This window comes from Rhizobium sp. BK377, from assembly GCF_014193935.1.
Taxonomy (GTDB): Bacteria; Pseudomonadota; Alphaproteobacteria; order Rhizobiales; family Rhizobiaceae; genus Rhizobium.
The window spans coordinates 110,872-135,258 of the sequence record NZ_JACIAC010000009.1; the positions used below are offsets into that span (position 1 = coordinate 110,872).

A 24,387-nucleotide genomic window follows, 5' to 3' on the forward strand; every position below is an offset into this window, starting at 1 on the left:
TCAAGACTGCCGTCCCGCCCCGCCCACAGCGAACAAACGTTTCTCGAGCGAAGGGCCTTCACTGTGTTGCCGGTAGGCAGAAGGTGTGACGCCTGTGCCGAACTTAAATGCCCGTGTCATGTGGCTCTGGCTGCTGAAGCCGCAGGCCGAAGCAATCTGCGCGATTGGATCCGGGCCGCGCAACATCGATTTGGCGCGCTCGATACGCCGGTGAGCCACCCAGCCATGCGGGGATACACCGTAGCTTGCCCGAAACATCCGCTGAAAATGAAATGCACTCAGCTGCCCGATCGCCGCCAGATCCTGCAAGCGGATCGCCTCACCGAGATGGGCCTCGATATAGTCCAGACTCCGCCGCCGCACATGGGGAGCGAGCCCGCCGCTGATCGCGCAAGGACGCATCCCTCCATAACGCGGATCAACGAAGAAATCGTTGATCGCCTGTGTCATCGCTTCTTCAGCCAGCAGATGACCGCCCGCCAACACCGCTTTCGTCATCTGCCGAAGCGTGTGCGACAAGGCGGGTGCATCTGCGAAGGTCACTTCGGGAAGGGTCATGAGACGAGCATCGCGGTCAAACGTCTCAGCAAACATCCGGCGCATCTGATCGTCGGGAACATACAGGTGGACGAATTCGAAGAAGTCGGTGATTTCCCATTCGGACGAGTGCCCCTGTGGCATGATGCACAGCACCCCCGGACGGCCGCGTGCGTCGAGGCTGCCATCCAGACGACGCGTTCCGGCGCCGCCCCTGAGATAAAGACTGAACGTATGACCGTTCGGCCGCTCGTAGCTCATCCTGTCGTGTGCGTTGCTCCAGATGGCAGCTGATCTCCCGAAACCCAAATCGATGGAATGTGACATCCGCGCATTGGGAGATGCGGACAAAAATCTGAAAACCGAGAGGCGGCTATCTTTCACCAATTCTTTCCCACACTTGGCCACGCCTTGCGAACAATACTGATCGACGGCCCGCGTGGCGAGCAGGAAGTCCGGGCAAATCGATTTCATAGCAAGAATCTGCAAGAGACCTGCTCACGGTTCGCCTACTCGTTAGGAAAACGAGGATCAGTCTATGGCAAATGCCGCTCTCTTCATCGCGACCGTTCTGATATGGGGGACGACTTGGATCGCCATTGCGATGCAGGTCGGTCCGGTGCCGGTCTTGGTCTCGGTCTTTTACAGATTTGCGGTCGCAGCAGTGATCCTCGTCGCCATCCTGGCTGTCATGCGGCGGCTCAAGTTCCCCGCCTTGCGCGATCAACCTTTCATCCTTGCGCAAGCGCTCTGCCTGTTCAGCCTCAATTTCATCTGTTTCTACAACGCCGCCGCCTCGATTCCATCAGGACTAATCTCCGTGATCTTCTCGCTCGCAACGATCTACAATGCGGTCAATGCGCGCCTCTTTTTCGGCGACCGCATTACAGGCCGCACGCTTCTCGCAGCGGCGCTCGGAGCAACCGGCCTTCTCCTCCTTTTCGGAGAGGAGGTTGTCGTGGATTTCGATTTGGGCACGCTGAAAGGGATCGGTCTTGCAGCGCTTGGCACGCTGTTCTTTTCTCTGGGGAATATGGCATCGCGTCGAAACAGCGCGGCCGGAATCTCACCGCTGACCGCCAATGCCTGGGGCATGGCCTATGGCACGATCGTCCTCCTCTTGCTGATTGCCGCGACGCAAACGCCCATCGTGGCGCCACCTGACATCACCTATCTTGCCGCTCTGCTCTATCTCGCGGCAATCGGATCGGTGATCGGCTTTACCACCTATCTCATGCTGGTGTCGCGCATCGGCTCCTCACGCGCTGCCTATGCCACCGTCCTGTTCCCGATCGTCGCCCTGTCGTTGTCGACGGTCTTCGAGGGCTATCACTGGAGCGGTCTAGGCCTGATCGGCCTAGCGCTGACGCTTCTCGGGAACGTGGTCATCTTTGCGCGACCTCTGGCCCGTCGCCCGCCGCAGACAGGCGCGAGGCTACCGGCAGGCGGTTGAGAGCCGGCGTCGACGATCTCTCTAGCCGAGCGGCTTTTGCAGAACGTCGAAACGTGGATTGGTCTCGGAGAAGACCGGCAGGGCCGCGGCACCGAGGATCGCCGTATCCTTGCCAGTCATGCCGATCATGACGCGGGGCACCGTCCGTTTCTGGTCGGGGTCGATCGGAATGTGCAGCGGCTCCAGCCGCTCGGCGAGCCGCCGCATCAGCGATGTCGATATGCTTCCTCCGAGCACGATGGTCTGCGGATCGAAGGCCAGTTCCAGAAAATCGACGGTCTGCCGCAGCGGCTGAACCGCCTGATCCAGCCAGGCATCCAGACCTTCGCCGCCTCTGGCGATCAGCGCCTCGAGTTCATCCGGCAAAAGCTCTTCGGCATTCGCAATACCCATGAACTCATAGGCGACAGTCGGCGACACGTAGCGGTCGAGACAGCCGCGTTTGCCGCAGCTGCAGAGCCGGCCGTGCGGCTCGACGATGATGTGGCCGATCTCGCCGGCATTCTGCCGGCTGCCCTTGTAGAGGTGCCCGTCGAGAAACATGCCGGCGCCGATGCCGCCGCCGCCCGCAAGGAAGAGATAGACGAAGCTGCTGAAGCCGCGGGCAACACCATGCAGGCGCTCGCCGATGGCAGCCGCCGTTGCATCGTTCTCGACAAGCACCGGCACCCTGACGCGCCGTTCCAGCTCGTAGCCGACGGGGAAGTCCTGCCAACCGGGCAGGTTCTGCGGGCTGAGCGACGTAACCCCTCCCTCCGCATAGCGGCCAGGCAGGGCCATGCCGACACCGAGCAGCCTGTTGCGATCGAAGGAGAAGGCTTCCTGCAGATCCTCGACAATGGAACCGAGGACAGGCATCGCCTGTTCGGGATCGGGATGTTCGACATGGCGTTCGATGCGTGCACAGACGGCGCCTGAGAGATCGGTCAGCACACCACTGGCGCGCTGGCGGCCGAGTTCGAGGCCGACGGAATAGGCCCCGTGTGGGTTGATCGAATAGGGAATGATCGGTTGGCCGCGCGCAAGCTTCTGCGCTTTCGCCGGCACGAGCAGATGAGAGCGCTGCAATTCCTCGACGATGTTCGAGACCGTCTGCGCCGTCAGCGCGGTCATACGGGCGATCGCGGCGCGCGACAGCGGACCGTTGGTACGGATAGCCTCAATCACGACACGCCGGTTGTGTGACTTGGCCTGCTCGAGATTGGTGCCTGAAATCGCTTTCATGGTGTCTTTATGGAGTTCCAGTATCACCATTGCCACAGGATAATGACGTGGGGAAGGGGAGAAGTGTGCAGTCTTTTCAATGTGATCGCCACGACAATTGATACCGATCGTTCCACTGGTTCTTAAAGTATCACTTTAATGGCTGCGTCGCTGCGATCGATGCAGTTGACGGCACCGGACAGGCATCGAATTCATTGAGAATGATAAGGGACCCGTCATGAAAATCGTCTGCCAGCAATCGACGGCGCCAGGATGAAGTTCTATGGCAGACGGAAAGCCTAACCAATTGGGACGAATCATGAATCTGCGCATCAGCCGCACCGCGGAAAACACCGTACTCTTCGGCGTGCTGCTGATGCTTCTCGGAGATTTCCTGTTTTCGCTCAACGACGCCATGGGCAAATGGCTGGTGGCGAGCTTTGCGGTCGGTCAGGTCTTGGTAATCCGTTCGGTCGGCTCCTTTCTGATCCTTGCGCCGATGATTGCCCGGCAAGGACCGCGCTCGCTATTTCAGGTCGAGCGCGTGCCCCTGCAGATCCTGCGGGTGATCCTGACGACAGGGGATGTCGCGTTTTTCTATGCCGCGGTCGCCTACCTTCCGCTCGCCGACGTCATGACCTTTTATATGGCCGGTCCCATCTATGTGGCCGCTCTTTCGCACTTCTTCCTCGGCGAAACGATCGGCTGGCGCCGCTGGCTCGCCGTTTTCACAGGCTTTGTCGGCGTCGTGATAGCACTCAGGCCCTCGACGGCGATGCTATCCTGGCCGTCGATCTTCGGTCTGATCGGCAGCCTTTCCTTCGCGCTGACACTGATCCTCGGCCGCCGGCTGCGGCAAACCAACGATGCGACTCTCGTGACATGGCAGACGGTCGGCGCTCTCGTCACGGGTCTAATCTTAAGCGTAGGCGACTGGCGCGCCATGTCCGCCCTCGACTTCGTCGCGATGCTGGCGCTCGGCATCGTGGCGGGCAGCGCTCATTTGATGATCACGCGCGCGCTGAAACTTGCCCCGGCCTCCCTGCTTGCGCCGCTCCAATACAGCCTGTTGCTCTGGGCAATCGTGCTTGGCTATATTTTCTTCGGGGAATTGCCGGACAGGCAGATTCTGATCGGCTCCGCCATCATCGTTCTCGCAGGCCTCTTCATCTTCCATCGCAAGAACATCGCTGAAGTCACGTCCAAAGCCGATGTTTCGCCCGATGGGCATTAGCGGCTACGCGATTTTATGGCGACTTTCACCACTGGGGAGCTCCGGCCTTTCATCGTTCTCATGGATTGAACTGAGCTCGATATCCGTCGCTGTCAATCGCATTAAAAGATGTGGTGAACGCGAGTCCCCTTCAGGGGAAACAATGGGCGAAAGGATGATTTTCTCGTCGAATTTCGATTGATGCAATTGCTGCTTGCCACGCACCATTCCAGGTTTGGGTGCAGCACAGAGTCGCTTTATGATCCGCAGGCTAGTGTGCCACAGGAAATCGAGAAAACTACGCGGCTTTTTAATAATCACCCAAGCGGCCGCGATTGAAAGGCGCAGGTTCCTCGCCTTTCTGTACTGCCGGAATGCCCATCTTTGAGTAAGCGCGATGGCGCTTTCGGCTGCGTAGCCAGGAAGCTGCGGATTTGCGGCGATCGAACGCTTGATTACTTCCAAAACGCCTTGGCCCATTCGCGCGTAGTTGGACGACATATTGCCGGGATATTTCCGGTAACCCACCAGGCGTTCGGGTATGGCTTCCATGTAATAGCGCGCGGCAAGCTTAAGTTCGAAATCAAGGTCTTCGCAGCCGCCAATATCCGCTTGCGCGTATGAGCTATCAAAGCCGCCTATCTCAAGCGCAACGTCCCGTCGCACGAGAAGCGCGCTTCCGTTGCCGATATATTTGAAATTCAAATGTCGGGCGTAAATATAGCCCTTTGCGATATCGGATGTACCAGGCCGAATGATGTCGTCGTTCTCGTCGATAATATAATGTAGCGCGTAGACCGCAGCCCATCGCGGGGATAAGCGAGTGAGAGCGTTTACCTGCTTCTCGATTTTCGTCGGGTGCCAGAGATCGTCGGCGTCAAGAAATGCCACGAATGGGCCTGATGATGCATCGATCCCAGTATTCCTTGCAGCAGCGACACCGCGGTTTGGGGTGGTCAGGAGGCGGATCCGTGAATCTGTTATCGCGATCTGCTCGACCAGTTTCGCCGTGTCGTCCGTGGAGCCGTCATTAACAACAATGATCTCTAACGCCGTATAGGTCTGGCGCATAGCGGATCGAAGCGTGCGCTCGATATAGATGGAAGCGTTAAAAGCCGGGATGACTACCGAAACCAAAGGCTGAGCAGCATAAAAAGCGTCTCCTCGATTCATAGATTATTCCTTATATCACTGCCGGAACCAGGCAGATCTGTTGTTTCATGAGGCTGGCGACCGACGATCGATGACTGACGATAACAAGTGTTCGCCCCTGATATTCCTCAAGCAGAAGGGAAAGCACCCGCGCCTCGGTGACCTCGTCGAGCGCATTGGTGGCTTCGTCCAGGAGCAGTATCTCCGGTCGTCCGGCCAGCGCACGTGCCAGGCCAATGCGCTGCCGCTGGCCGCCCGAAAGCCTTATCGCCTCATCGCCCAACCATTCATCGAAGCCGTAAGGCAATTTCTCTATAAACTCAGTCGCGCAGGCCATATCGGCTGCCCAACGAATGTCTTCTTCGGAAATCTCGCGACGGAAGCGGATGTTGTCGAGGACCGAACCCTCCATAAGTTCGACATCCTGGCCCGAGACGGCCAACTGCCGCAACCAACTTGATCGTTCGATGGTCGAAAGATCCTTGCCGTCGAGAGTGATGCGACCCTCCGTCGGCTGGATGAGATCGAGAATCATGTTGAGGATCGTCGTCTTGCCAGAGCCGCTTGGGCCGATCAGCGCGGTCGTCTCGCCGACCCTGATCGAGAAGCTGACATGGCTGACAGCGGGAACGCTACCGGGCTCATAAAAGAAGGAAACGTCGTGGAAAGCGATCTCGCCTTGCAGATGTCGCAACTCTTCCCCGTCGGAAGTTTGTCGGGCATCGTTCGCTTCGGAAATTATCTTGAGAACGTTCTGCAAGGAGGCTTCCATGGAATGAAGGCGAAGGATCTGGGAGTCGAACTCCTTGATATGCGGCTGAAGCCGGTAGAGAAGAACGGTGGCCGATAATGCTGCGCGGAAATCCACCGGAAGAAACTGCGAGGACAAAATGATCGTCAGGATCACGCCGAATGTCAGCGCCTCGCTCAGGAGCGACGTTGCCGCGTCCAAACGGTCGGAGCGGGACATAGCTTGCCCGACATCTTTGGAAAGGGATTCAAAAATCCGCTCGTAGCGTTTTTCCAGGCCGAAGCTTTTAACCGCCTTTAACGTCTGCAGGGTGGTCCATGTTAATTGCGCCAAATCCTCCACTGCTGAAAGAGCGGTCTCGCCGATACGTCGATAGGCATTGGCAAACAGGCCGAGCGTCAGGTTGTGGACAATACCGAAGACGAGTCCCAGCAGCGCAATCGGCCATGCCGTGACCAGCATTCCAGCGCCGAAGATAATGATGGTCCCGAGATTGATCCCAAGGCGAACAAGACTCGCATGCGCCGAAGCGACGGAATACGATTCGGCGGCGATCACATTCATCACGTCGCTGCGCTCGTAATGCTGAAAGCGCTGGAACGGGATCGTCAGGATCTTTGAATAAAGACGATGCCGGATGCGATTGCTGATCTGATGGCTGACGGTGCCCGCGATAATGGAGTTGGCAAAGCCCAGCACGATCCTGAGGACAATGGCGCAGACGAGGATGGTGATGAGCATCGGCTTCGAGATCGCGGTATCGAATTTACCGACAAATGCGGGAAGCAAACTGACTGCCGCTCCGGAAGCAGGTCCCTGCTGGCCAAGAAGGAAAACTAGGCTGACGAGAAGGGTGATTCCGACCATTTCCATTAGGCCGCTCAGGATGCCGATTACGATCATCATCGTGGTCTTCATCCGAAGCGCTGGAACGAGTTGTAGAAGCTCTCGGAAACGGGCCGCGACGACCAGATTGAAGGCGCCTGTCGGCCTACCGGAAACGTATCTTCGCATGGTCGTCATACATCACCCGCCCGCGGCGTGGCGAACCAACCTGCTCTGCCGACAGCGACTGCTTCAGCAAGATCATGGAATGATGTACCGTTTTCGGGAAGTGCGATCTTCATAGTCCCGTCTGTTGTCGGGCGGGCAGACGGTGTTGGATGCCTTCGCAATCGATTTGCCAGTCGCCGCGCGCGACGTTTAGCCGTGCGCCAGAGGAGGCTAGTAGCATGGACAGCTAGTTTTAGAGGGAATCGTCTGGCAATCATCGGCGCCAGTTTTCTGACCTGATCTTGGTCTCCGCTAGCAATTGTCCTGTTGAAATACCATCGCGCCGTGTCGAATTCCGCAGCGCTGGCGATTGCGGCAAGGTGTGGGTAGCGTGTCTTCACCTCTGCCATCACCAAGGCATGGGATTTCAACATGCGGTACGCATTGCTCGACATGTTCCCCTGACTGAACCGGTATCCGGTCAGAAAGTCAGGAACCACAGCGAAGGGGAGCTTCTCGGCGAGTGCGAGATAAAGCTTCAGATCTTCGCATCCCTCCGCCTTTTGATCACGCAGTGCCGGATCATAGCCACCGCATGCCAGGACATCCGCACGAGGCATGAGCGGCGTGCTGCCGTTGCCGATAAAGTTTTCCAAAACCATGATTTCGAACACGTCGCCTTTGTACAGCACCGGCTTCGAATGATTGAATATCACATCATCAGCGTCGATTGCCGCATACCAGTTGTAGGCGACCGCTCGTCCTTCGGGAAAATTCCCCAATGCTTGGACTTGCAATTCGATCTTGCAGGGGTGCCAGAGGTCGTCGGCATCGATTGGGGCAATATAGCTGCCGGCCGCTTCGCGGATTGCGAAGTTGCGGGCGCGAGCCACGCCGCCGTTTTCTTGTCTCAGGACCCTGACGCGGGAATCTTGAAGGCGATATTCGGTTGCCAGTTCGTATGTTCCGTCCTGCGAACCATCGTCGACCACGATGATTTCGAGGCGTTCATAGGTCTGGTTCGATACGCTCTCAAGCGTGTCGATAAGCGTTTTCTCGGCATTGTAAGCCGGAATGACCACCGTGACCAAAGGGAGAAAGGACGCGTTCATCACTTGCTATCCAATGAACGCATCGGGTTGGCCCATCAGTTCCGCAAAAGCCGTAAGCGGAAGGTCGCCGCGAACTTCGAGGCGCGGCAGGAAAAGTGCAGGGTCGGAAGAGCTCACCCTTGAGGCCTTTGTCGAAAAGCCGATCTCGTAACCGGTGTGAGCGAGAATGCTGGGGACGCGGAAATCGGTGCAGCCGAAGGGAAGGGCGATTGACTTGACAGCCTCCCCTAGCTGGCTTTCAAGCGCATTACGCGATAAAGCCGCTTCGCCGAGCAACGTGGCATTGTCGAGGGAGCTTGCCGGCCTGTGCGACGCCAGATGAGATCCGAAGCAAATTCCTTGCCGGTGCAGCATCTGAATATCGGCCCAGGACATCAGCGGGGCTGGCTCCCCATAGGCGGCATCCCAATCCGACCGGCCGCCGACCTTGTCTGTCACCACGAAAACCTCCGCGCCGAACCCGTTCTCAGCCAGAATAGGGAAGGCGTCGGTGAGAAAATCGAGATAGGCGTCGTCAAAGGTCAGGACGACGGGACGTCCTTGGATGGGTTTGCCGTCGCGCAATAGAGCGGCCAGGCCCTGAGCCGTTAGAGTATAATAGCCCTCCCGCCGGAGAAACTGCATCTGCTTGCGGAAGACCTCCGGCGCAACCCGAAATCGACGGAGGGCGTTCGGCCCGTCGAGCGCAATTCTATGATACATGAGTACAGGAACCGAAGTCGTGACCTCGTTCATCCATGCCGCCCCGCGATCAACACCGGCCGGTCCCCAGATGATGTGCTTGGCCACATCGGCATCGAGAGGGACGCCATGGGTTTCGATCCGCACGCTCGGTGTTGCAGCCTTGCGCCTTGCGAACCGATGGACCGCGTAAAGTTCGGTCTCGATCGTTTCTTCCAGCACCAGATCAGGCAGGTTCGCCAGAACCTTCTTGATCGTGCCAACGCCAAACGGGTTGTCCCAGTCGAAACCGGTTCTATCGGGTTCATCGCGACGGATATGCGCATGTGCTGTGACAAGGCAGCCGCCCGGTCTCAGGGCCGCCGCGATCTTCCGGCATACCTGTTCCAGGATCTTCTCATCGTCCATGTAGTATAGGACCTCCGAGCAGACGATCAGATCCTGCCCGGGCGGAAGTTCGCTCTCAACGAAATCCAGGACGCGAAACTCGGTGTTCTTAGAGTTCCGACATCTCTCGGATGCCCTCTCGATGGCGCGACGGGAAATATCCGTTGCCGTCAGGAAACCGACCTTCTGTGCAAGTTTTGCTGTGAATATCCCTTCCGCGCAGGCGAGCTCGAGCGCTCTATCAACCCCCTCGGGAATAAGGCTCAGTGTCTGCTCATATTTAACCTGCTCGTAGACAGAGAGGTAGTTCCACGGGTCCGGACGCTCAAAAACGCGTTCCCAATACTCCTCTTTCGTTGCAACCTCCGGCAGAACCGCCAGCATGTTTCCCTTTTCGCGAGGCGCCTCGCTCGTCTCGGCAATCGGCCCGGCGAATTTCTGCTCGGAGAATGAAAGCACCTCCAACAAGCGCGCGTCATTGTCCCCAGACACCTTCGCCGCAGAGTTGATGAGCACGTTCCTGCGTATTGCATAGGAGAGCTGATTGAGCTGCCGCCGGCGCCCCCGTCGCCGCCGGGCGATTTTGCCCAGCACCCTGATGTTGCGAACGGCTTCGACTGCCCAGGAGCGCGCATAGGAAAAGGTCAACGGCGCAGGCACGTGATCTCCGGCCCACAGTTCATCGATGATGAGCCTGAGTTGAGCGCGAACAGAGAGGTCTCCCCACAGGGGGCCGACATAGGACCCCACATGTCGCCCTGCGGAAAAGACCTGCAGCAACAGCGTGTCGGCGTCGTCCACCTTGGCGACAGGCATTAGTTTGCCGGTATCGACGACAGCCACCTGCAGATGCTCAAGTATGAAGGAGCGTGACATATCCGCTGCCGAGACCGACCAGACAAAGAGTTCTTTCAGCCGCCGCCCGGTCCCGGGCAGCGAGTGCTGCTCAATCAGTCGAACAATTTCGAAAAACGCTGGTTTCCATTGCTCCTGCAGATCGAGAATATCGGCGGCATGCGCAACTGCCAGACCTGTTTGCAATCCATGCAATATCACTGCGGCGAGTAAGCCTTCATAACCCGCGGCGTTAGGAAATTCCGGAAGAAGCTCTGCTAGCGCGGCTAGATCGGCTCCCACGCACAGGTTTGCTGAAGCGGCCCAAGCGAGCATTCGCAATTGCGCGACAGCCGGTACCGTCCACGGTGCATGCTCATCGTTCGCCGACGGATTTCCATTCATGCGCAGGACCTGGGCCCTGCTTGTAACCCGGATCGTATCCCTTACCAATTTATAGGGATCGCCCGAGAGCGAACCAGCCTTCATACGATAGAAGGCAAGGCATTGGTCGACCTGCCTGAATTCAGCTCCTGCAAACGCGATGCGAAGCCAGAGATCCCAGTCCTCGCAGGTTTGCAGCTCGGTATCCATACCGCCAAGCCGGACGAAAAGGTCCTTGGGAAAAACCGCTGCATGAATGGCCAGGGCGCAAAATAGCGAGAATTCCCGCTTAGCCCGATCGCCCACCAGATTGGGGGGCGTCTCGATCTCCAGCATCCGACCATCCGGCGTCACACGCCGATAGCTGCAGAAGGCGATCACCGGCTGAGGGCCTTTCACGGCAACAGGCAACATGCTTTCGATGAAAGCCGGATCCAGCCAGTCGTCCGCATCGAGCATGCAGAGAAGAGGAGCGGCAGCAAACCCGGCTGCCGCGTTGCGCGCCGCAGCCGCGCCGGCATTCGCCTGACGATGGATCAGTATTCGGCTGTCCGCTTTTGCAAAGCCTTGGAGGAGATCCCAAGTCTTGTCTTTCGATCCGTCATCGATGACCACGGCCTGCCAGTTCGACACCGACTGTTTTTGCAGACTGACTAGGCAGTCGGACAGCGTATCCGCAGCGTTATAGGCGGGGATGAGGAACGATATGTCCGGCTTCGATGCGGTTACCATGCCGGCGTCTTCCAGCGGCGAAGGACATACCACGCGCCGTTCAGGCACCCCAGTATTTCGTCCCTGAGAAAGATGTTGTCCGACGTTGCTTCCTTGCGCAGCCATTTCCCGAACTTTTGAAGATAGTGTTTAGGCAACGAGACAAGGATGCGCCACAGATTACCCAGGTTTCCGGTGTTCTGATACTGGACCAGCAAGGCCGCCACGTGACCGCTCATATATTGACGTATCTGTTTGGCGAGACCCTTCATCTCCTTGCGATGGAAATGCCAGGAAACCGCCGTCGGCTCGTAGCGGCAAGTGCCGCCGTGATGGAGAAGGCGATTCCAGAACTCGGAATCTCCCGAACACCCTGCCGCACCCATGTCCAGTCGCACGTCGAACAATCCTATATCGTCGAATACCTGTCGCCGGAATGCCTGGCTTGCACCCGCGCCGATCAGCCAGGCAGGCGCCACGAATGGCGCGCTCTGGCGATAGAAGTCCGGACCGAAGTCCCGACGCTTATAGCCTCTGCCAAATCCCCAATGGGTTTCGAATATCAGCTGCGCGGGCGTGGAAAGCTCTCCGGGAAGGACAAGGCCGGTAACGCATCCAACCTCAGGCCGGTCAAAGGCCTTCATCAGGTTCTCCAGCCAACGTTCGTGCAGGACAACGTCGTCATCTGTGAACGCCAGGAACTCGGTCTTTGCCGCGCGTACCGCGGCATTGCGGGCGTAATCCAGCCCGACCCTGTTCTCGCGTACATAGGTCGCGCCGGACGCCTCCACGATGCGGCGCGTGTCATCACCGGCTGAGGCGTTGTCGACGACGATGACCTCAACCGGAGGCAGAGACTGCCTGGGGATTGACGCGAGGCATCTGGCCAGTTCATCCGGCCGATCTTTGGTGCAGATCAGGAGGCTGACGTCGCGGTTCCTAATCGGCGCCTGCATCACATTCCGAGCGTGTTGTATGGTCTCCGGCAACACGGCGCGCGCAGCCAGAGCGCCCAGGTTTTCTGATCCCTCGATATAAGCCTGGCCGACGGGAAGGCCGTCGGAGACGAAGACGACGAGGCCTGCGCCGATCACGGGAGCACTGGCACCAACATCATCTGACAAATGATCGACGTATCGGATAGGCACAGGAAAGACGTTGTCTTTCATGTCACTCGGTATGAGGTCCCTCATTGCTACTCTCTGCGCCAGAGGCCGGTGAACCGTTTAGCGTCATGCCTCGGCCTGCTGTCGGAAGTTCGCCTCGGCCGGCCCTGCCGCAATTTTCATGTCCTCCCTGAACCAGTTCAGAGTCTTTGCAACACCCTCCTCATAGCTGATTTTGCATGACCATTCGGGCATGACATGATTTGCATTTGTCAGGTCTGGCCGCCGGTTTGTGGGATCGTCCGGAGGTGATGGCTCAAAGACGATCGGAACACCGCCCATCAGGCGTGAGACGTATTGTGCCACTTCCAGGACCGCGATCTCCCTGTCGTTCCCGACGTTAAGCGGGCCCCTGTAATCCGTTTCGTTCATCCAGAAATAACGCGCGAAGCCGTCAATGATGTCGTCGACATAGCCCCAGCTGCGAGATTGGAGGCCATCCCCGAACACCGTAATGGGCCTGCCGGTCAGGGCCTGGGCAATGAAATTGGAGACGGCTCGTCCGTCTTCCGGCCGCGTTCTCGGTCCGTATACGTTGAAGGGCCGAACGATTTTAACGTCCAGCCCCTGCGTGCGCTGCATCTCGAACAGCAAGGACTCGGTGCAGCGTTTGCTTTCGTCGTAGGAAGAGCGTGGCCCGGTGCAATCAACCTGGCCTTTATAGGATTCCGGCTGCGGCGAGACGAGCGGATCGCCATAGACTTCTGAGGACGAGGTGAAGCAGAAGCGGCCGCCTTTCTTCAGAAGGTCCAGCAGACGGAATGCTCCAATGAGATTTGCCGAAATGGTCCTCTTGGGGTCCCTCATATACCACGGCGGCGAAGCCGGAGAAGCGAGGTGATAAACTTCGTCAAACTTGTCCGAAGTTTGAAGGTCTTCCACGTCGGATCGAACGAAATGGAAGCGGGGATCTCGAATGTGGGAAATATTTGCCGCATGGCCGGTCCAAAGATTATCGACGACGACGAGCTTTTCGATGTCGGTCCGATTTAAAAGCCTGTCGCACAAATGTGATCCGAGAAAACCGGCGCCGCCTGCTACAAGCACTTTCTTCATGACTTCTCCTGCGGATCGCGTGTTGCCTATTAGAGCAGTTAGAACTGAGAAAGCTCGTCAATAACTGCGACGTTTTTCAAGAACTTAACCTTAAGATCCCTCGTTAACGAAAGTAATTATAGTAAATCGGTATCGGGAATACCTCCGTCGAATTTCCGACCCTTCATCGCGCGTGGCGCAATGATCAACGGCTGAAATGAGAAAGGCTGCCTTCGATGTTGCCGCACCCCGATCCGTGATAACAGCGCTCGCCAAGCTTAAACTCCATCTAGCAGCCGTCTTAGAGGATCGCTTTCGACGCACATACGCTGTCCTCGATTGCAAGCAACAGGGGTGTTTAGCTTTTTTGTGCGCTGCAGAACACGGACTTTAGTCTGATATGATCTACTTCATCCGAAGTAGACAGAGGCGATCAACGAACCTGAGATATGCTTTCCATACTGCGCGTAATTCATGGTTGAATCTTTCGGGAGGAGTGTTCGACTTGAACAACAAGTTTCACCCGATCCAGTTCGCTGCACCCGAAATAAAGACGTGGCTCTCCTGTTCCGACGATAGGTCGGAACTCGTCTCAACAGGCGGAACCTCGTTCTCTTGACAGAACCGTTCTCGCCGCTATTCTATTATAAAAATCAACATAACATAATTGTGGAACACTAAACCGGGAGCATGAAATGAAGACTTTTGTCGCATTCCTTCTCGGCACTGCGCTGGTCGCCTTGCCGACAACCTTGATGGCTCAGGAAAAGGGTGGCGTTATCAACGTCGCGACGATCGGCGAACCGCCGACGCTTGACCCGATGTCCTCGACTGCCGACCTCGTCGGCATCGTCACGCAGCATATTTTCGAAACACTCTACACGTTCGACAAGAAGTGGAATGTCACGCCGCTTCTGGCCGAAAGCCTGCCAGAAATCAGTACCGACGGTAAGACCTATACGATCAAGCTTCGCACCGGCATCAAGTTCCACGATAACTCCGATATGACCTCGGAAGATGTCGTTGCCTCGCTGAACCGCTGGATGAAGATCGCCTCGCGCGGCAAGCAGGTCGCAGGCTTCATCGACTCCATCACCGCCGCCGATCCGGCGACTGTCAAGATCGCCCTGAAGCAGCCCTATGCGCCGTTGACCTCGCTGCTGGCCTTCAACAACTCCGCCGCCATCATCATCCCCGCTGAAAAACAGGATGAACCGATGAAGGAATTCATCGGCACCGGTCCCTACATGCTGAAGGAGCGCAAGGCGGACCAGTATATCCAGCTCGTCCGTTTCGACGGTTATAAATCGCGTGACGGCGAGAGTGACGGTTATGGCGGTGCCCGTCACCAGTATCTCGACGAAATCCGCTTCGTACCGGTTCCGGATCCGAACACCCGCGTCGAGGCCGCCGTTTCCGGCCAGTATGATTATGTCGACTCGATCCCGGTCGAATCCTTCGACAAGCTGAAGACATCGACCGCGTCGCAGCCGGTCGTCCTGAAGCCATTCGGCTATCCGGTCTTCGTCTTCAACACGAAGGAAGGCCTTGCCAAGAATGTCGAGGTCCGCAAGGCAATCCGCCAGGCACTCAGTATGGAAGACATGCTCGCCGCCGCCTTCGGCAGCACGGATTTCTATACGCTCGATGGTGACATCTATCCAAAGTCGTATGTCTGGAATACGGATGCCGGTGTCGAGGGCAATTACAATGTCGCCGATCCCGAAGGAGCCGCCGAAGCGGCGAAAAAGGCCGGCTATAATGGCGAGCCGATCCGCATTCTAACCAGCCGCCAGTATGAATTCCACTACAAGATGGCGCAGGTCGCAGCCGAATATCTGAAGGCTGCGGGCTTCGCGGTTGACCTGCAGGTCGTCGACTGGGCAACGCTGACGCAGCGCCGCACAGATCCGAAGCTCTGGGATATCTACATCACCCACAGCCCCTTCCTGCCGGAACCGGCACTGATCGGGTCGCTGTCTCCGAGCTCGCCCGGCTGGTGGGATACGCCGGCGCGCAAGGCCGTCGTCGATGCCTTCACGTCAGAGGTCGATCCGCAGAAGCGCATTGCACTCTGGGCCGATGTCCAGAAGGCCATGTATGACGAATTGCCCTACATGAAGATCGGCGATTTCAACGCCGTCTCGGCCAAATCGACCAAGCTTGAAGGCGTCGATCCGGCTCCGTGGCCATATTTCTGGAACGCCTCCGTCAAGAAGTAGCGCTCAATCGCAGGATATCGGCGCGCCTGCGCCGATATCCTTCTTCCATTGTGCCCGCTCGGCACCGGGACAGACTTCATGATACGTTACATTTTTCAGCGCCTGCTTGGCATGATCGTGGTGATGTTCCTCGTCGTTACGATCGTCTTCATCATCGTGCGCGTCACCCCTGGCGATCCGGCTGCCGTCATGCTCGGCCCCGATGCGACGCCGCAGGACATCGCCGATCTCAGGGCCAGCCTTGGTCTCGATCGATCGATCGGCGCGCAATACCTCTATTATATCGGCCAGTTACTGAAGGGCGATCTCGGACAGTCGATCTTCCTCAGCATGCCCGTGACGTCTGCGCTGCTCGATCGCGCCGAACCGACCTTTTTCCTGACGATCTTCTCGCTTGCTATCGCCAGCCTCATCGCGCTCCCGATCGGCATCTACGCCGCCTACCGCCGCGGCTCCTTCGTCGATCAGGCGGCAACGACGCTGGCGATGTTTGCCGCCAGCATTCCGAGCTTCTGGCTCGGCCTCATCCTGATACAGGTCTTTGCCGTTCGCTTCGGCCTGTTCCCCGTTTCCGGATATGGCGGACCGGGCTCGACATTCCTCGACCGCATGTATCACCTGACCTTGCCTGCATTCGCGCTCGGTATCGTCTCCTCGGCGCTCATCCTGCGCTTCACCCGGGCGTCGATGCTCGACGTGCTCGGTGACGACTATATCCGCACGGCACGGGCCAAGGGGCTGATCGAGCGCAGGGTTGTCCTCAAGCACGCCCTGAAGAATGCGCTGATCCCGATCCTGACCGTCCTGGGTCTTACCGCCGCCGTCCTGATCTCTGGCGCCGTCGTGACCGAGACCGTCTTTGGTCTTCCGGGCGTCGGCAATCTCGTCGTCTCGGCCGTCCTGCGTCGCGACTATCCTGTTATCCAGGGTGCGCTGCTGGTGATCGCCGCGCTCTACGTCCTGATCAATTTTGCGATCGACATGCTCTATCTGCTCGTCGACCCTAGGGTGCGCTACTGATGACGGATATTGCGATCAAGCCGGCCGAAAGCGAAGGCCGCAAATTCATCCGCCAGTTTCTAAAGCGCAAGACAGTCGCCCTTGGCTTGCTCATTCTCACAATTTTCGTGCTGCTGGCGATCCTGGCTCCATGGGTTGCACCCTATTCGCCGTCGAAGCTCTCGATCATCAACCGTCTGAAGCCGCCGAGCGGGACATATTTCTTCGGCACGGACGAGTTCGGCCGGGATGTGCTGTCGCGCACCATCTTCGCCGGTCGCTTGTCGCTGCTCGTCGGCGTCGCGGTCGTTGCCTTGTCGGCGGCGATTGGGGTCACGCTCGGCCTGCTTGCGGGCTTCTTCAAGAAACTCGACACGCCGATCGCCCGCCTGATCGATGCGATGATGGCCTTCCCGGATATCCTGCTGGCGATTGCGCTTGTCGCGGCTCTCGGCCCGTCGCTGACGACGGTCATCATTGCGCTCTCGATCGTCTATGCACCGCGTCTTGCCCGCATTGTCCGCGCCTCGACGCTGGTCATCCGCGAGTTGCCCTATGTCGAGGCGGCGCAGGCGCTAGGGATTTCGACCTTCCATATCATGACGCGCCATGTGCTGAAGAACCTGCTTTCGCCAATCCTGGTTCAGGCGACGTTCCTCTTTGCGAGCGCCATGCTCGCCGAGGCGGGTCTGTCTTTCCTCGGCCTCGGCGTCAGTCCGGAAATCCCGACCTGGGGCACGATGATTGCTGCCGGCCGGCAATATATCGGCCAGGCCGACTGGATGACGCTATTCCCCGGCGTCGCCATCATTCTCTCCGTGCTTTCGCTCCAGATGGTCGGTGACGGTCTGCGCGATATGCTCGATCCCAAACTTCGAAAGGACCTCTAAATGACCGGTGAAATAGCGGGCAAGCCGCTTCTCCTCACCAACGTAAAACCCGTCGGCTTCGGCCCTGGCACGCCCGATGGAGCAATCGACATTCTGGTCGATGCCAATGGCAGGATCGCCAAGCTCGGCCCATCCCTGGCTGCGAGCGATGACGTGATGCGCGTCGACGGCAAGGGCGCCTTCGTTTCGCCCGGCTGGGTCGACCTTCATGTTCATATCTGGCATGGCGGCACCGACATCTCGATCCGCCCGTCCGAATGCGGCGTCGAGCGTGGCGTGACAACGCTCGTCGATGCCGGCTCTGCCGGTGAAGCCAATTTTCATGGCTTCCGCGAATATATCATCGAGCCGTCGAAGGAACGGATCAAGGCCTTCCTGAACCTCGGCTCCATCGGCCTGGTCGCCTGCAATCGTGTTGCGGAACTGCGCGATATCAGGGATATCGACCTTGACCGTATCCTCGAATGCTATGCCGAAAACAGCGAGCACATCGTCGGCATCAAGGTGCGCGCCAGTCATGTGATCACCGGCTCCTGGGGTGTCACCCCCGTCAAGCTCGGCAAGAAGATCGCCAAAATCCTCAAGGTGCCGATGATGGTGCATGTCGGCGAACCGCCGGCGCTCTATGATGAGGTGCTGGAAATCCTCGGCCCCGGTGATGTCGTCACCCACTGCTTTAACGGCAAGGCCGGTTCGAGCATCATGGAGGACGAGGACCTCTTCAACCTTGCCGAACGCTGTGCGTCAGAAGGCATCCGCCTCGACATCGGCCATGGCGGCGCTTCTTTCTCCTTCAAGGTGGCGGAAGCGGCAATCGCCCGTGGCCTTCTTCCCTTCTCGATTTCCACCGACCTGCATGGTCATTCGATGAACTTCCCGGTCTGGGACTTGGCGACGACCATGTCGAAGCTGCTCTCGGTCGGCATGCCCTTCGACAAGGTGATCGATGCCGTCACCCATGCGCCGGCGTCCGTCATCAAGCTATCGATGGAAAACCGCCTGAGTGTTGGTGCTGCCGCCGAGTTCACGATCTTCGATCTCATCGATTCCGACCTCGAAGCCACCGATTCCAATGGTGACGTCTCGGTTTTGAAGAAGCTCTTTGAGCCGCGCTATGCAGTGCTGGGCAACGAGGCCTTCACCTCCAGCCGTTACGTGCCGCGTGCTCGCAAGCTGGTGCGCCACAGCCACGGATATTCCTACCGATAAGACCAGAGCATAAAAGAATCGCATGATAGGAGTTTGCGTGAACCAGTCTCCCGCCACCGCCGGCCCCCCCGTTACCGCAGTTCAACCCAGCGCATCGCCGTATGAGCGACTATCAGCGCTTGGCATAGAACTTCCTGCCCCACCGCCGCCAATCGCCAATTTCGTCACCCATGTGCAGGAGGGCAACATGCTTTACCTGTCGGGGCAGGGGCCGCGCGAGGCTGATGGATTCATGCATGTCGGCAAAGTCGGCGCCGAGGTCGGCGTCGAAGCCGCCTATGCACATGCAAAACTCACCGGCATCAATCTGCTTTCCGTCATGCATGAGGCGCTCGGCGATCTCGGCCGCGTCAAGCGTGTCGTCAAACTGCTCGGCATGGTCAATGCCGTGCCGTATTTCGTCGACCATCCCTCGGTCATCAACGGCTGCTCGGATCTCCTTATCAATGTCTTCGGCGAAGAGGTTGGACAACATGCCCGCTCGGCCGTCGGCTTCGGATCGCTGCCGGGCAATATCACCGTTGAAATCGAGGCGATCGTCGCGCTCAGGGATTAATGAGGATGCGCATGATTGTTCCAGCCCAACAGATTGAAATTGGAGACACCCATGTCTGAGGACATCCGCACATCGATCGGCCTTCGCCCGGTCATCAACGTTTCCGGCACGATGACCAGCCTCGGCGCCTCGATCGTCGTTCCCGAGGCGATTGCCGCCATGTCGTCGATCCTGCCGCAGTTCGTCGAAATCAACGATCTGCACCGCAAGGCGAGCGCCGTCATTGCGCGGTTGACCGGCGGCGAGGCCGGTTTCGTCACCGCCTCCTGCTCGGCCGGAATATCGCTCGCTGTCGCGGGCGCGATCACTGGCAATAATCTTCTCGCCATTGAGAAGCTGCCGGATGTGGTTTCGGAGAAGAATGAAGTTCTCGTCCAGATGGGTCATGTCGTCAGTTACGGCGCGCCGGTCGATCAGGCGATCCGTCTTGCCGGCGGCAAGGTCGTGCTGGTCGGTCAGGCAACCTCCACGCATCGCTTCCACATGGAACATGCGATTACCGAAAAGACCGCGGCTGCCGTCTATGTCGTTTCGCACCATGTCGTCGATTATGGTCTGCTGAATCTCAAGGAATTCGTCGAGATCGCCCATGCCAAGGGCGTTCCTGTCATCGTCGATGCGGCCTCGGAATATGATCTGAGGATATTCCTGCAGCAGGGGGCCGATGTGGTGCTCTATTCCGGTCACAAGTTCCTGGGCGGCCCGACCTCGGGCATCGTCGCCGGCGAGAAGGAGCTGGTGCGCAACGCCTTCCTGCAGAATATGGGCATCGGCCGTGGCATGAAGGTCGGCAAGGAAAGCATCTTCGGCGTCATGGCAGCACTTGAGGCCTGGGAAAAGCGCGACCACGCCGGCATCCGTGAGCGCGAAACAAGCTATCTCAAGCTCTGGAAACAGACACTCGATGGCCGCCCCGGCGTAACTGCATTGATCGAGCCGGATCCGACCAACAACCCGCTCGATCGCATGCGCGTGATCATCGATACCGAAGAAGCGCATATCACCGCCTGGGATCTCGCCGACGCGCTCGGCCGCGGTTCTCCGCCGATCATCGTGCGCGACCACGAAGTCGAGCACCGCTACTTCTATCTTGATCCGTGCAATCTGCATCCGGGCCAGGAGAAGATCGTTGCCAGTCGTCTGGCCGAGGAACTCGACAAGGCACGTGCTTCCAACGAAATCATCGCGACCCCGATCGAAAACCGCAGCAAGCGTCGCTTCGAGGGCGTTCTGAAGTGGCCGGACTGATCAGAAATATCAGGATAAACTAAGGAAGCGATCATGACAGGCATCCAGGCACAATCCATCGCCAGGGCAGAGCCCGTTCTCTCCGTCCAGAAGCTGACGACATCATTTCTGGTCGATGGCGCCTGGAAGCCCGTTGTTCGCAATGTCTCCTTCGATGTCGATCCGGGCGAAACGGTCGCGATCGTCGGCGAAAGCGGCTCCGGCAAGAGCGTGACTTCGCTGTCGATTATGCGGCTGCTGCAGGCGGATTCAAGCCGTATCGAAGGCAGGATCATACTCGGCGGGCGCGATCTTCTGGCCCTGCCGGAGGGCGAGATGCGCAAGGTCCGAGGCAATGACGTTGCGATGATCTTCCAGGAGCCGATGACGAGCCTCAATCCGCTCTTCACGATCGGTGACCAGATTTCCGAGGCGTTGCTCTGCCATCGGTCGATGTCGAAGGCCGAAGCCCGTGCCGAGACGATCCGCTTGCTCGAAAAGGTGCGCATTCCCTCGGCAACCTCGCGTTTTAACGAATATCCCCATCGCTTTTCCGGCGGCATGCGCCAGCGCGTGATGATCGCCATGGCTCTTGCCTCGCGACCGAAGCTTTTGATCGCCGATGAGCCGACGACGGCGCTCGACGTGACGATCCAGGGCCAGATCCTCGATCTGATCAAAATGCTGCAGGAGGAAGAGGGGACCTCGGTTCTCTTTATCACACATGACATGGGTGTCGTGGCCGAGATCGCCGACCGAACCGTCGTCATGTATCGCGGCGAACAGGTGGAGACGGGAGCGACCGCCGATATCTTCCATCGCGGCAAACATCCCTATACCAGAGCGCTTCTGTCGGCGGTGCCGGTGCTCGGTTCCATGCAGGGTTACGAGCGGCCGCTGCGATTTCCTGTCGTCAATACGGCAACGGGAGAATCAGACATTCCGGTCGAGACCGCCGATACGGTCGCCGCGGCTGCCCGCCCGGTGCTCGAGGTGAAGAACCTCACCAAACGCTTCGACATTCATTCCGGCATGTTCGGCAAGTTGACCGGCCGCGTCCATGCGGTTGAAAACGTCTCCTTCGACCTTCATGCCGGCGAGACACTGTCGCTCGTCGGCGAGTCCGGCTGCGGCAAATCAACGACCGGGCGTGCGATCATGCGCTTGATCGATGCTCAGAGCGGTTCCGTCATCGCCGACGGCAAGGATGTGCTGGCGCTCGATAAGGCGGGCATGCGCGAGGTGCGCAAGACCGTGCAGATGATCTTCCAGGATCCATTTGCCAGCCTCAATCCGCGCATTCGCGTCGGCGACGCCATTGCCGAGCCTTATCTGGAACATAGAATGGGAACGGCAAAGCAGGCAAAGGAACGCGTCTCCGACCTCCTCATCAAAGTCGGCCTGACGCCCGACATGGCCTCACGCTTCCCGCATGAATTTTCCGGCGGTCAGCGCCAGCGCATCTGTATTGCGCGTGCGCTTGCATTGGAACCCAAGGTCATCGTAGCAGATGAAAGCGTGTCGGCTCTCGACGTGTCGATCAAGGCGCAGGTCATCAATCTGATGCTGGACTTGCAGCAGAGCCTCAACCTTGCGTTCTTGTTTATTTCTCACGACATGGCCGTCGTCGAGCGTGTCAGCCATCGCGTTGCTGTCATGTATCTAGGCGAAATCGTCGAAATCGGCCCGCGCGCTGCCGTCTTCGGCAACCCGCAGCACGACTACACCAGGAAGCTGATGTCAGCCGTCCCGGTTCCCGATCCCGAGCGACGCCGCGAGAAGCGGGCTGTCGCCAACGACGAGATCAAGAGCCCAATCCGCCCCGTCGATTACAAGATCAAGCCCCTTGAGTATCGCGAGGTATCGCCGGGCCATCTGGTCGCAGTCTGATGACGCCGGCCACCCGTGGCTGTTGGCTTTCGCTGCCACGATCTGCAAACTGTCGGCGCTAGGAACACTCAGTGCTTCGTATCGTCGGCTCGAAGCTGGTCGATCGCGTCAAGCGCTTCGTCTGCCGTCCAACCGGCGCGCAATGCCGCAGCAACGAGCCGAACCTCCGCCTCCATTTCAAGCCTTAGATACAGTCCCTCAAGGGCCTCTTTGGCCGTAACCACGTGATCGTCATGCGGCACAACTTCAGCAATCCGTGCGGTCATAGACACATTCCTTTTCTTCCTCGAAGTGGGGTTGTGCTTCTTGTTAGAGCGATAACAGGTTTTTGTGCGTCCCAGAGGGAAGATACGCAGCAGCGCCGGTTTTGTTCCATCGACCATTGCGAGCGTTGAAGATTTGCAACGGCGCTTATCTGCTGCTGCGATGGACCGCGGACGAAATTGCGGTAGAACGACAGACCTCCATCAAATCCGGAGGCCGGAGGGACCGTGACAATGCCGCGATTGCAAGACCTGATAGACTGGATCATTGCCGAAGGACTATCGGCGGATACCATTGAGACGCTTTTGCTGGGCGTCGCGGAACGACTGACGGAACTCGGATGTCCAATCCTTCGTGCATCGATCGCGATGCCGTCGATCGATCCTCTGCAGCGGGGGATTTCGGTTGCCTGGTATCGTTCTTCCGGTTTCTCGACAGAGGTTCAAGGGCATGATGAAGCGGGTCAGGAATTGTTCCGGCGCTCTCCCATCTCCTACCTCCTGGAAAACAATCAGCAATATGCGCGTTGGCGATTGCCGCCGGGACCGGATGCTCCGCCGATTCCACTCCTGACCGAGCTGGCGGAACTCGGAGCTACCGATTATCTGATGAGGCTTGTTCCGTTCCCCGGCGATACGAGGTTGGCGGGCGTTAGTTTCTCAATCGCCGTTGATGATCCCGACGGCTTTTCGAACAGTCTGATTGCCGATCTGGAGAGGTTGGTGCCGGCGCTCTCACTCGCCTGTTGCCGCATCGCGACCACGCGGATTGCGAGGGATGTCCTGGCTGTCTATACGGGCACAAGGACCAGCGAACATATCCTCAGCGGTCATATCAGGCGCGGCGACGGTACGGCGGTTTATGCCGCGATCCTTCTTGCCGATCTCAAGAACTTCACGTCGCTCAATGAAAAGCATCAGCCCGAACGCATCGTCGCTTGGCTCAACGAGCACTTCGAAGCGATTGGCGCTCCGGTCGAACAGGAAGGCGGCGAGATCCTGAAGTTCATGGGCGACAGTCTGCTTGCCATCTTCCCTACCGACATCGACAACCCGGCTGAGGCGTGCTGGCGCGCGCTATCGGCCGCGCGAACTGCCGTGGATGCCAATGCTGATGTCAACCGCGGGCGAGCGGAAGCGGGAGAGCCGGAGCTTCTCGTTGACATCGTCCTGCATGTCGGCGAAGTGTTCTATGGGAACGTCGGAGCGGCCCGCCGCCTTGATTTCACTGCCATCGGCAGAGCGGTCAACGAGGCGGCACGCATGGAGAAGCTGGCCGACGATATCGGCCACAGCCTGCTGGCATCCGCCGATTTCGTCTTGCAGGCGCCAGGCCGTTTCGAGAAAGCCGGCATATTTCCGCTCAAAGGTGTTGCTCGTCCTGCCGCAATTTACGCCTGGCCGAATTGATCATTGGGCCAGGCCATCCGGTTCTGCGCGGCCGCCGGCCGGCGGTCCATCATTATCGCGATCGGTGAAATGAATCGGTTGTGCATGTCGCGCGCTCGCGCGCGCCACC

General features: G+C 58.4%; 19 protein-coding genes. 10 read left to right on the forward strand and 9 right to left on the reverse strand.

Annotated features, from left to right (window positions below; genetic code table 11):
• Entirely contained in the window at nt 1-798 is a 798-nt protein-coding gene (locus tag FHT92_RS27270) for a helix-turn-helix domain-containing protein (RefSeq protein ID WP_246735576.1), read from the reverse strand.
• Between the two features lie 277 nt (nt 799-1,075).
• Between FHT92_RS27270 and FHT92_RS27275 the strand changes: the two genes are divergently transcribed.
• Nucleotides 1,076-1,990, forward strand: a complete 915-nt coding sequence (locus FHT92_RS27275; RefSeq protein ID WP_183831106.1) for a DMT family transporter — start codon at nt 1,076-1,078, stop codon at nt 1,988-1,990.
• A 21-nt stretch (nt 1,991-2,011) separates the two neighbouring features.
• Here the strand turns inward: FHT92_RS27275 and FHT92_RS27280 are convergent, their stop codons facing one another.
• Nucleotides 2,012-3,214, reverse strand: coding sequence for an ROK family transcriptional regulator (locus FHT92_RS27280; protein ID WP_183831108.1), 1,203 nt, complete (start codon nt 3,212-3,214; stop codon nt 2,012-2,014).
• Nucleotides 3,215-3,512: 298 nt separating this feature from the next.
• On the opposite strand from FHT92_RS27280, the gene FHT92_RS27285 reads away from it, so the two are divergent.
• A complete protein-coding gene (locus FHT92_RS27285; protein WP_183831110.1) occupies nt 3,513-4,427 on the forward strand; it encodes a DMT family transporter in 915 nt (304 codons plus the stop codon).
• Between the two features lie 3 nt (nt 4,428-4,430).
• Here the strand turns inward: FHT92_RS27285 and FHT92_RS27290 are convergent, their stop codons facing one another.
• Genes FHT92_RS27290 through FHT92_RS27315 form a run of 6 tightly spaced genes read right to left on the reverse strand, consistent with a single transcriptional unit; the run spans nt 4,431 to nt 13,633 of the window.
• A complete protein-coding gene (locus tag FHT92_RS27290; RefSeq protein WP_183831112.1) occupies nt 4,431-5,579 on the reverse strand; it encodes a glycosyltransferase family 2 protein in 1,149 nt (382 codons plus the stop codon).
• Between the two features lie 10 nt (nt 5,580-5,589).
• Entirely contained in the window at nt 5,590-7,332 is a 1,743-nt protein-coding gene (locus FHT92_RS27295) for an ABC transporter ATP-binding protein (protein WP_183831114.1), read from the reverse strand.
• The gene (locus FHT92_RS27300; RefSeq protein ID WP_183831116.1) at nt 7,329-8,414 is read right to left on the reverse strand and encodes a glycosyltransferase family 2 protein; all 1,086 of its coding nucleotides are present in this window, start codon (nt 8,412-8,414) and stop codon (nt 7,329-7,331) included. Before FHT92_RS27300 ends, FHT92_RS27295 begins: the two co-directional genes overlap by 4 nt.
• Nucleotides 8,415-8,420: 6 nt before the next feature.
• Nucleotides 8,421-11,432 carry a trifunctional glycosyltransferase/class I SAM-dependent methyltransferase/polysaccharide deacetylase gene (locus FHT92_RS27305; protein ID WP_183831182.1) on the reverse strand — a complete coding sequence of 1,004 codons (3,012 nt, stop codon included), beginning with the start codon at nt 11,430-11,432 and terminating at the stop codon, nt 8,421-8,423.
• Nucleotides 11,426-12,604 (reverse strand): glycosyltransferase family 2 protein, encoded by a 1,179-nt coding sequence (locus FHT92_RS27310; protein ID WP_183831118.1) that lies wholly within the window; start codon nt 12,602-12,604, stop codon nt 11,426-11,428. The genes FHT92_RS27305 and FHT92_RS27310 overlap by 7 nt, the downstream gene beginning before the upstream one ends.
• Nucleotides 12,605-12,643: 39 nt before the next feature.
• Nucleotides 12,644-13,633 (reverse strand): NAD-dependent epimerase/dehydratase family protein, encoded by a 990-nt coding sequence (locus FHT92_RS27315; RefSeq protein WP_183831120.1) that lies wholly within the window; start codon nt 13,631-13,633, stop codon nt 12,644-12,646.
• A 674-nt stretch (nt 13,634-14,307) separates the two neighbouring features.
• Between FHT92_RS27315 and FHT92_RS27320 the strand changes: the two genes are divergently transcribed.
• The 7 genes from FHT92_RS27320 to FHT92_RS27350 all read left to right on the forward strand — a co-directional run bounded on the left by FHT92_RS27320 (nt 14,308) and on the right by FHT92_RS27350 (nt 22,605).
• Nucleotides 14,308-15,834: an ABC transporter substrate-binding protein gene (locus FHT92_RS27320; RefSeq protein ID WP_183831122.1), complete on the forward strand. Its 1,527-nt coding sequence runs from the start codon at nt 14,308-14,310 to the stop codon at nt 15,832-15,834.
• 78 nt (nt 15,835-15,912) lie between these two features.
• Complete coding sequence (locus FHT92_RS27325) at nt 15,913-16,854, forward strand: ABC transporter permease (protein ID WP_183743114.1); 942 nt, start codon at nt 15,913-15,915, stop codon at nt 16,852-16,854.
• Nucleotides 16,854-17,723 (forward strand): ABC transporter permease, encoded by an 870-nt coding sequence (locus tag FHT92_RS27330; RefSeq protein ID WP_183743116.1) that lies wholly within the window; start codon nt 16,854-16,856, stop codon nt 17,721-17,723. The genes FHT92_RS27325 and FHT92_RS27330 overlap by 1 nt, the downstream gene beginning before the upstream one ends.
• On the forward strand, nt 17,724-18,932 hold the full coding sequence (locus FHT92_RS27335) for an amidohydrolase/deacetylase family metallohydrolase (RefSeq protein WP_183831124.1): 1,209 nt from the start codon (nt 17,724-17,726) through the stop codon (nt 18,930-18,932).
• Between the two features lie 22 nt (nt 18,933-18,954).
• Nucleotides 18,955-19,488 carry a RidA family protein gene (locus FHT92_RS27340; RefSeq protein ID WP_183831126.1) on the forward strand — a complete coding sequence of 178 codons (534 nt, stop codon included), beginning with the start codon at nt 18,955-18,957 and terminating at the stop codon, nt 19,486-19,488.
• 51 nt (nt 19,489-19,539) lie between these two features.
• Nucleotides 19,540-20,736, forward strand: a complete 1,197-nt coding sequence (locus tag FHT92_RS27345) for an aminotransferase class V-fold PLP-dependent enzyme (RefSeq protein ID WP_183831128.1) — start codon at nt 19,540-19,542, stop codon at nt 20,734-20,736.
• Nucleotides 20,737-20,769: 33 nt separating this feature from the next.
• Nucleotides 20,770-22,605 (forward strand): ABC transporter ATP-binding protein, encoded by a 1,836-nt coding sequence (locus tag FHT92_RS27350; RefSeq protein WP_183831130.1) that lies wholly within the window; start codon nt 20,770-20,772, stop codon nt 22,603-22,605.
• Between the two features lie 68 nt (nt 22,606-22,673).
• Here FHT92_RS27350 and FHT92_RS27355 read toward each other — a convergent pair whose 3' ends face one another.
• Nucleotides 22,674-22,871 carry a hypothetical protein gene (locus tag FHT92_RS27355; protein WP_112545346.1) on the reverse strand — a complete coding sequence of 66 codons (198 nt, stop codon included), beginning with the start codon at nt 22,869-22,871 and terminating at the stop codon, nt 22,674-22,676.
• Between the two features lie 231 nt (nt 22,872-23,102).
• Between FHT92_RS27355 and FHT92_RS27360 the strand changes: the two genes are divergently transcribed.
• Complete coding sequence (locus tag FHT92_RS27360) at nt 23,103-24,278, forward strand: adenylate/guanylate cyclase domain-containing protein (protein WP_183743126.1); 1,176 nt, start codon at nt 23,103-23,105, stop codon at nt 24,276-24,278.
• Nucleotides 24,279-24,387: the final 109 nt, after the last annotated feature.